Origin of the sequence: Microcoleus sp. D3_18_C2, from assembly GCF_036702395.1 — a bacterium.
Classification (GTDB): Bacteria; Cyanobacteriota; Cyanobacteriia; order Cyanobacteriales; family Microcoleaceae; genus Microcoleus.
This window is the reverse complement of record NZ_JAUBTG010000126.1, coordinates 1-3,128: the sequence shown is the minus strand read 5'-3', so window position 1 is coordinate 3,128 and position 3,128 is coordinate 1. Positions and strand designations below refer to the sequence as shown.

The 3,128-nt window shown below is 40.4% G+C and carries 2 protein-coding genes and 1 pseudogene; all 3 read left to right on the top strand.

What is annotated here, in order from left to right; genetic code table 11:
* Positions 1-286: 286 nt before the first annotated feature.
* Positions 287-1,486, top strand: a complete 1,200-nt coding sequence (locus QUA88_RS29350) for a hypothetical protein (RefSeq protein WP_333234324.1) — start codon at positions 287-289, stop codon at positions 1,484-1,486.
* A gap of 161 nt (positions 1,487-1,647) precedes the next feature.
* Positions 1,648-1,914: a hypothetical protein gene (locus QUA88_RS29345; protein ID WP_333058645.1), complete on the top strand. Its 267-nt coding sequence runs from the start codon at positions 1,648-1,650 to the stop codon at positions 1,912-1,914.
* Positions 1,915-2,060: 146 nt separating this feature from the next.
* A pseudogene (locus QUA88_RS29340) lies at positions 2,061-3,053 on the top strand (IS4 family transposase); the annotation flags it as partial.
* Between the last annotated feature and the right edge of the window lie 75 nt (positions 3,054-3,128).

Below are 3,128 nucleotides of genomic sequence, written 5' to 3'. Positions count from 1 at the left end.
TTTTTCTAATTAACTATTTTTATCGATTTTATCATGATCTTGCCTCTGTCTCACATTTATTTGAAATGACTATAAATAGGGTTTTGTCTTGCTTTTGAGTGAGAAATACTCTTAATCGAGCGCCCATATATTAATTACCTCACTAAATTTCTACCTTTCTTTATGTATCTTAACATAGTTTTGTTTTTTTTCGCCGACCTACTTAACACTTCAATTCAAGTTAGGCGTCAAGCGAGTCAATAAAGCCTGCGGATGTTACCTGACAATGCAAGGGATTACTGATGCTTTGAGGAGGGCTCACCTAGTCGCTAGCGCTTTAGAATCACTAAAAACCGAGTCTCAGTTCTTGGCTTGGTATGATGATGTGATTATAGAAAAGAACGTCATCAAAAATGATTTGATGACGTTCGGTGAGGCGATAGCAAGAGTAGAAAAAGAATATTGGGATGGACACACAAAGCGTCGTCAACCTCGCGACAAGAACAATCCTAGCCATCAATATAGTTGGCGATGTGTTTACGGACACTATTTCAAGCTATTGCCACAAAACACAGTCCTGAACCTGGCAGACATTCTACTGGTAGTTCACAGCAAGCAAGTAGGAACTAAATGTTTCAAAAACTGCTTGTGCGCTATGCGTAAGCTTGCTGAGACTGTTGGCAACACTGACTTGCTTATTCGGCTTAAAGAAATTAACGGCACGCAGACACAGTTCAGAGAAGACCTTCAGTCTATATCAGTGGATGAATTTTTTAAATTTCACGAGGAAGTTTTAGCTATCTCCGATGATAAGCGGTACAACTTAGAATCACGCAAACGATGGTTGTGGGTATTCTCAATGCAGGTGGTGTATGGTTTTCGGGTACATGAAGTGTTCGCGATACAGAACGTCAACGAACCGTTTAAGACAAAAGATGGCATTACTATTCCGGCACTGAGTGAACCAAGTAACACGAAAATGATTGCCGTAGTAGGGGAAAAAACCAAGTTGGAAACTACGACTAAGACTGGCTACCGATTGTGTGTGCCAATGCTTCCTCCTACTCATTCGGATTTAATCGAACGCTTGGGAATCAAGTTAGGAAAATTGCCTGAAGTTAGGTTGACATCGAACAATCCAAAGACAATTTCTGGTGCATATAATGACCGTGCGTGGGCTACTTTGAAAAGATGGAATAAAGGTTTTACTCAGTCTCACGCTTTACGTCACCTAGCTAATCTCAACGGTCAAATGGCAGGGATGTCCCAGGAAACAAGAGCTAAAAGCTTAGGACATTCAACACAGATGAATGAAGGTACTTATAAAAAACGAGCCAATACTAAGACGACAATTGACTTGCTAACTCATTCAACAAAAGAAGCTATCCCTTTAGGTAGTGCTATTGGGGTACTTAAACAATTGGGTAGTGACGGGAAAAGTATCAAGCTGCTAGCTGCTATTTATGGCATTACGCCCGACGAAGTGATGGAGTTGCTTGCCGAATAATTTGAAACAAAACTTTACACTTCCTGTGTTGACAAGGAAGTGTAAGTCTGCAATCGTGAGTAACTAAGGAAGATTGATGCGCGACTGCTAAGCACTGCAAATGCTTAACAAGTCACGACTTCCCCAAATCGTTATCTCTCAACGTTTGGAGCCTATAAATTATGCCACTTTCAGCCGATTGTCCTAACGGACGATCGCAACTCTTAATGTTTCCCCGTCGCGAGTTATTGCAAAAAATCGCATCGGCCGCTTTGTTATTTTTTGTGCCACGTCCTCAGTCAGTCTTTGAATTTCCCAAAAAATATCCTGCACCGCAGTTTAACGTCGGTGACAAAATTCTCAGTTTTTGGCCTGATAATGACGAGGCTATTTCCCCTGAGTTTGGCGAAATAGTTGGAGTCTGTTGGCATCTATTAGTGACAAGTTAAGGTGAGGGGTAAATTGTCAAGGGGGTATTTACATTGGTTAAAAAATAGATGAAACTCAGAATAGGCAAGTAGTTGAGCAATTATGACCAGCCATGACCAAGACCAGAACTACCAACCGGGACCACGCGAAAAAGAAACAACGACCACTGATAGAGGATGAAGTAATTGCCCAGCAACTAGAAGCATTACTGACACCAGCCATGCTTTGGGAGGAAAATTCCTACCGTCAGCTAAAACTTCGAGACCGAATTCTCAACTTGCCATTGATGATGGCTGCGGTCTTAACCTTACTATGGCGAGATGTGGCAGGGGTAAGAGAGCTGACCCGAATGTTAACGAGAGACGGCTTTCTGTGGTGTAATCCCACGTCCGTCAGCCAACAAGCACTCTCACAAAGATTTTTGACCTTTACGGATGAGCTGTTTGAACAAGTATTTAAGGATTTCTTACCGCGTTTAAGAACAAATTGGCAGAGGAGAAATCAACGAACCTTACCAGAAAGTATTCAGTTTACATTAACAAGATTTGAGCAGATTTGGATTATAGATAGTTCAATATTAGAGGCATTATTTCGGAAATTATCAAACTTAGAGTCAGCTAAAATAGGACAATTGGCGGGGAAAATAAGTACAGTAATTGATCTAGTAACTAGATTGCCAGTCGAAATTTGGTTTACCGAAAATGCGAAAGAATCTGATGTAAAGCTTGAAGAGAATATCCTCAATTTAGTCAGCAAAAATACGTTATTACTATTAGATATAGGCTTTTATCACTTTAGTTTTTGGTTAAGATTAATTGAGCAAAAGGTTAACTTTATTACCCGAATAAAGAAAGGAGCCGCCATCAAAGTAGAGGAAGTATTTACCGATAGTTATGGACTGCGAGACCGTAAGATACGTTTGGGGTCTGGAACGAAGAAAACTCCGTTTATTACCTTACGTTTGATTGAAGTTCGTTAAGAAAAAACCTGGCATTCTTATTTAAAAAGTGTGCTAGAGCCAGAAAAATTACCCCCTTAGGTAGTAGCAGATTTGTATCGAAGACGTTGGCGGATTGAAGAAGCTTTTAATATTGTAAAAAAGCTGTTAGATTTAAGCTATTTATGGACGGTTTCAATCAATGGGATTAAATTACAGATGGGAGCATCCCGGTTTTGCGCTTTTGATCATCAAACGGATATTGATCCGTTAAGGTAGGCGCACCGAAGCTTAAGC

What these genes read in the sequence shown, in the direction of transcription:
- QUA88_RS29345 (WP_333058645.1), top strand. Translation starts at nt 1,648, where the DNA reads ATGCCACTTTCAGCCGATTGTCCTAACGGACGATCGCAACTCTTAATG.